The 5,440-nt window shown below is 54.2% G+C and carries 5 protein-coding genes and 1 pseudogene; 4 read left to right on the top strand and 2 right to left on the bottom strand.

Features of this window, described 5'->3' with window-relative positions; translation table 11 throughout:
- Nucleotides 1-211: 211 nt before the first annotated feature.
- The 4 genes from R6V78_RS18830 to R6V78_RS18815 all read left to right on the top strand — a co-directional run bounded on the left by R6V78_RS18830 (nucleotide 212) and on the right by R6V78_RS18815 (nucleotide 4,008).
- A complete protein-coding gene (locus tag R6V78_RS18830; RefSeq protein WP_410290932.1) occupies nucleotides 212-883 on the top strand; it encodes an ArsR/SmtB family transcription factor in 672 nt (223 codons plus the stop codon).
- 38 nt (nucleotides 884-921) lie between these two features.
- Entirely contained in the window at nucleotides 922-2,685 is a 1,764-nt protein-coding gene (gene tsoB, locus R6V78_RS18825) for a rhodanese/DsbD fusion-like selenoprotein TsoB (RefSeq protein WP_410290931.1), read from the top strand.
- Nucleotides 2,686-2,699: 14 nt separating this feature from the next.
- A complete protein-coding gene (tsoC, locus tag R6V78_RS18820; RefSeq protein ID WP_410290930.1) occupies nucleotides 2,700-3,020 on the top strand; it encodes an NEPxGxxU motif selenoprotein TsoC in 321 nt (106 codons plus the stop codon).
- A 172-nt stretch (nucleotides 3,021-3,192) separates the two neighbouring features.
- Nucleotides 3,193-4,008 (top strand): sterol desaturase family protein, encoded by an 816-nt coding sequence (locus R6V78_RS18815; RefSeq protein WP_410290929.1) that lies wholly within the window; start codon nucleotides 3,193-3,195, stop codon nucleotides 4,006-4,008.
- Between the two features lie 151 nt (nucleotides 4,009-4,159).
- Here the strand turns inward: R6V78_RS18815 and R6V78_RS18810 are convergent, their stop codons facing one another.
- Nucleotides 4,160-4,825, bottom strand: a complete 666-nt coding sequence (locus tag R6V78_RS18810; protein ID WP_410290928.1) for a class I SAM-dependent methyltransferase — start codon at nucleotides 4,823-4,825, stop codon at nucleotides 4,160-4,162.
- A gap of 182 nt (nucleotides 4,826-5,007) precedes the next feature.
- Nucleotides 5,008-5,440, bottom strand: a pseudogene (locus tag R6V78_RS18805) (transposase); the annotation flags it as partial.

The following is a 5,440-nucleotide window of genomic DNA, read 5'->3' as shown; positions in this document are numbered from 1 at the left end:
ATCTGAAGATACCAAACCTGTCAATAATGAATAATTAAGATGCGACCCCTTTTGTTTCAGATGCGACCCCTTTTGTTTCTTTTGTTTCCATAATTAACGCGAGCCCACCTGGTAACGTGAATTGTCAAGCACGCGAAAGAAAAGTGTTGACAGTCAGACCATTCTGTTTCTATTAATTCAATTAATATTTTGAATAATAAAGGAATTGAATATGAAGACTCCGGGCAGACAATTCAAAAACGCTATCTATGAACAGTTTTCAAGAATCGGAAAAGCGGTATCCAGCCCCAAGCGCCTGGAACTTTTGGACCTGATTTGTCAGGGCGCAAAGAATGTTGAAACGCTTGCCCGTGAAACCGGCCTGACCTTCGCCAATGCTTCCCAGCACCTTCAGACGCTTAAAGCAGCCCGTCTGATCGAAGCGGAAAAAGAAGGCCTGCATGTCACGTACCGGCTTTCCGACCAGAAAGTTTGTGCATTTTTCCGATCCATGCGCGTCTTGGCCGAAAATCAGCTGGCCGAGATCGACATGATCAAGCGGCGTTTCCTCGAAAACCAGGAAGGCATGGAACCGGTCGATCGAACCGATTTACTCAACCGTGTTAAAGAAGGGGCCGTTACGGTTCTGGATGTCCGCCCGGTGGACGAATACCGCGCCGGACACATCCCAGGCGCGATCTCTGTTCCGCTGATGCAGCTTGAAAAGCTCTTTTCCAAATTGCCTCTGGATCAGGAGATCGTTGCCTATTGCCGGGGACCTTACTGTGTACTGGCCGTCCAGGCGGTCGAGATGTTGCGCAAGCAAGGGTTTAAAGCCATCCGGCTCGAAGAGGGCGTTCAGGATTGGCTGGCCATGGGGTTGACGGTGGATACCGGCGATTAGGATGCGTTCATTATACAAATCAGGAAAAAGGGGCAGTAATGAAACAAAAAACGTCATTTTCCCTGGCTCTCGTGGCCGTGTTGACCACCATTTTCCTCGTCTGGTATGGCCAACGTCCCATCGCGCCGAAGCAGGCCACCTGGGATGACGTTGTCGCCGAGGCTAAATCCGGTGGCTACCGCATCATCACCACCGAAGCGCTTGCCGAAAGATATTTTAAAACCCCTTCCGATTTGATGCTGATCGACACCCGCCAGGAGTGGGAATATCACACGGGGCACATCAAAGGTGCGCACCATTTTTCGATGGAGCCCACCTGGTGGGCGCGCTGGCACAAGTCGGACGACCTGGCGACGTTTTTAGGCCCGGACAAGGCGCGCACCCTTTTATTTTACTGAGCCGGGCTGACATGAGTCCGCAGCGACTCGGCGGCCCGTGTGGCCGTGGAACTCGGGTACAAGAACGTCTACCGCGACCCCTATGGATTCCCCAAATGGCAGGAACACGGACTGCCCATCGCAAGCACTCCCGCGGGACTATCGGAGCCCCTTCAGGTGGATGCCGCTCCGATCGGCGGCCGATCCCTTCAGGGTTGGGCGATGCTGTGGACGCTTTTAGGTATTTTTGCCGGCGGTCTGGCATTGAACCTGACGCCCTGCGTCTATCCCATGATCCCCATCACGGTCTCTTTTTTCGGGGGACGCACAGCCCGAGACAACCCCGGCCAGATCAAACTGATTTTGCACGGGCTTTGTTACCTTATGGGGTTGGCCCTGACCAACTCGGCGTTGGGCGTAATCGCCGCGCTCACCGGCGGGCTGATGGGCGCTCTGCTGCAAAACCCCATCGTACTGACCCTTGTGGCTGGCATCCTGATCCTGTTTGCCACCAGCCTTTTCGGGCTTTGGGAACTGCGCCTGCCCGGCGCCCTCACGCAGGCCGCGGGCAGATCTTACAGCGGCTACTTCGGCAGTCTGTTCATGGGGCTTACCCTAGGGGTCGTGGCCGCCCCCTGCATCGGCCCCTTCGTGCTGGGACTGCTCACCTGGGTTGCCGGTATGGGAAGCCCATGGCTGGGTTTTTTAGTCTTCTTCGTTCTCAGCCTGGGCCTGGGCCTGCCGCTTTTCGTTCTGGCGCTTTTCTCCGGCCAACTGCAGCGGCTGCCGCGGGCAGGCGGTTGGATGCTATGGGTGCGCAATCTCATGGGCTGGGTCCTGGTGTGCATGGCAGCCTACTTTATCCGGCCGGTCCTGCCCGACATCCTGAAAGTCATCCTGCCGGTCATAATCGCCTTGGCCGCCGGGTTGCACCTGGGCTGGCTGGATAAGAACCAGGCCGGCTTCAAAGTGTTTCCCTGTCTGAAAACCCTGGTGGGCACACTCTGCCTCGTGCTGGCAACCTTCTGGCTCACGGCTTGGGCCATACGCGGACCGGGGATAGACTGGCAGTCCTATTCGGAACAGACCCTGCAGCAGGCGGCCGCTCAACAAAAACCGGTGATCATCGATTTTTACGCGGACTGGTGCACCCCGTGCCGAGAGTTGGAAGAAGTCACGTTTCACCACGCCGATGTGGTTCGCCAATCCCAAAATGAGTTCATTATGGTCAAAGTGGATGTGACCAAGGGCGGCAACCCGCTGCATGAACAACTTTTAAAGCAATACGGCATCCAGGGCGTGCCCACGATCGTATTTCTTGATGCCGATGGCAAGGAACGCACCGATCTTCGGTTGGTGGATTTTTTACCGCCTGAGCAACTTTTGAGCCGCATGGCCGATTTGAAGAAGACTACCCAACAATAAAGGAGAGATCAATCATGCTCAAAGTGCGCTTTTTTCTCAACGAGCCCAACGGAAAGCCCTGAAAGCATTTCAAAAAGATGATGCCCAGGTTGGGCGCAAAATATCCGGTTGAATTCGACATCACCTCAAAACCCAAAGCCGAGTACCAGACCGACGAGTACTTCGAGCTGGATCTGCCCACGGCCCCGGCGGTCATGGTGGGCGGTGAGATCGTGGTGGAAGGCACCGATGTGTCCGAACACGAGGTGGAGGTTCACATTTGCCGCCAGTTGGGGATAGCTGAACCTGAGCCACCGAAAAGGGGAGTCCTGAACCGTCTTTTCAAAAAATCTTAATGTATCCGATTGGAGAAATAAAAGGTGCATGGATGCCCGGGGAATAAAAGACGACGTGGTTGCCAAAGGCGCTCGACGCGGCACATTGGTCGAACTGGCAGACCTGACCGTCCGGGCGGAGAAAGTCATCGTTTTCTAAATCTGAAAGCCGTCAATGGATTTCCTTGTTTTTGTGAAAGATGAAAGAGCCATCCGGTTCGGCTTTTTTTTAGCCGTCTTCGTCGTGCTTGCATTCGTGGAAATCATGGCCCCTAAAAGGACGCTGTCGACCTCAAAGCGCCGTCGATGGGTTGCTAATTTGAGTATCGTGGCCTTGAACCCTTTATCCCTGTTATTGGTATTCCCCATTCTGCCGGTTGGCCTGGCTGTCGTCGCATCCGAGCAGAATTGGGGGCTGCTCAACCAGCTGGCCACCCCCGCCTGGTTGAAGGTCATCATTGCAGTGGTATTGCTGGACCTTGCTGTATACGTGCAGCATGTCATGCACCATGCGATTCCTTTGCTCTGGCGGCTGCATATGATGCATCATGCTGATCTGGATATCGATATGACAACCGGGCTTCGTTTTCATCCTATTGAAATCGTCGTGTCCATGATCATCAAGTTGACGGCCGTGGCCGCGCTCGGCGCACCGCCCCTGGCCGTTCTGATCTTCGAAGTGGCCCTGAACGCCACCTCCATGTTCAATCACAGCAATATCAATCTTCCGCTGCGCGTCGATCGAATTCTGCGGTTTTTTGTGGTCACGCCGGACATGCATCGCGTCCACCATAGTGTTATCATCCGGGAAACCAACAGCAATTACGGCTTTAACCTGCCTTGGTGGGACCGTCTGTTCGGTACCTACAAAGATCAGCCGGATAAGGGACACATGAAGATGACCATCGGCCTGGCCCAATTCCGTGACCTGCAAAAGTTGACCTTGCCGCGTCTGCTGATCCTGCCGTTCGTGGGCGACCCCGGCCGGGTGCCCATCAATCGGCATTGATCGGACCCCCCCCCTGCCAGTTGTCCGATTCGAAAAAGCGCTGAAAGAGACCGCTACCCCCGAAATCGACATCGTTGCTGCGGCAACGACGACTCCCGAAAGACCAAGCGATTATTGCCTATTGCGAAGAGAAAACAATGGCCGCTAAACATCACGAGATTGTGCTGGGCCTTCGAGAAAACTGGAAAAGTAATCCGACAAATCCTGCCTCCGCGGCAACGGTTAGAGTTATCTTTGAAGAAACGGCCGGCCGGCTGTCCGGCTCCCAAAAAAGTGCGCTGCGGCTTTGCCGGAGCCTGAAATCGGCATTTTCAGCCAAGTGTATCACTTCTCTTATGGTGTGAAACCGGGCATGGGAATAGACAGGATGCCCTTGAGCGCCTTTGTTGACATAAGCCCTTCCCCATGGGCTGTCCGCCGGAATGGTGCCGAGGACCAATTTGCCTTTATCGCGCAAAACACGTGCGCATTCCAATACGGCGGCCTCCGGATTCTCAAGAAAACACAAGGTCAAGGCCATCAACACGCCATCAAGCGATCCTGTTCGGATAGGCAGTTGCTCGGCGCGGCCGACCTGCCCCCGCATGCCTCTGGATACGGCTTTTTTCACCATGGGAAACGAGAGATCGATGCCATGGGTGATGCCGAGGTCTGTCGCAAAACGGCCGGTGCCTATTCCGACTTCCAACCAACGGCCATCGGAGGGATCGCAGAGGTTACGGAGGCATTGGACTTCTTCCCGAAAGATGGCACTACCTTCAGGAGTGTCATACCAGTTGTCATAAGCATCCGCTATCGAGTCAAAAAAGTTATCCATGACCTTGACCTGATCACGCTAACCTTAAAAAATTGAAACTGCAGACTGTTGGCCAGAATCATCGCCATTCCAATATGCTGAAGCTGAAGTTCGACAGTTGATTTTTGACTTTTCTATTATTACGGGATGATACGGGACGCAAAAATGCTCTTGGCACTACCTTTCAAGCCATCCGGCGCAATTTACACCTCCCGTATCGTCGGCGGCATGGCGACTCCGACTGCTTGGAAAATTTTTCCGCATACGCCCTTGCTTTGGCTTCTGACACAAAGGCGTTTTCCGTTTTCTTCGATGGTTACCTGCTGCAGGGCCTTCAAATCCTGCTTGACTTCCGCCCACTCAAAGCGGTGGCCGGATTGCGACAACCGACTGTCGAGTTCCTTGCGAAGCACCAGAGCCAAAAAACTACAAAACACATGGCCCCGTATCGTGGCATCCCGTTTGTGGAACACCGGGCGGGTATCCACCAGAGACTTGATATCCCGAAAGACTTTCTCCACGCGCCACAACTCTTTGTATTTCAGGGCCACTTGGTCAGCGGAAAGATCGGTATTGGTTGTAAGCACCCATTTGCCGTCAAATCGGGCCTCGTACTCGATTTTGCGCTCGTCGATA

This window comes from Desulfosarcina sp., assembly GCF_046496365.1.
Taxonomy (GTDB): domain Bacteria; phylum Desulfobacterota; class Desulfobacteria; order Desulfobacterales; family Desulfosarcinaceae; genus Desulfosarcina.
The sequence above is the reverse complement of the archived record's forward strand: the minus strand, read 5'-3'. Positions and strand labels throughout refer to the sequence as shown.

Coding starts and splice junctions, on each gene's coding strand:
- R6V78_RS18830 (WP_410290932.1), top strand. CDS start 212: ATGAAGACTCCGGGCAGACAATTCAAAAACGCTATCTATGAACAGTTT.
- R6V78_RS18810 (WP_410290928.1), bottom strand. CDS start 4,825: ATGGATAACTTTTTTGACTCGATAGCGGATGCTTATGACAACTGGTAT.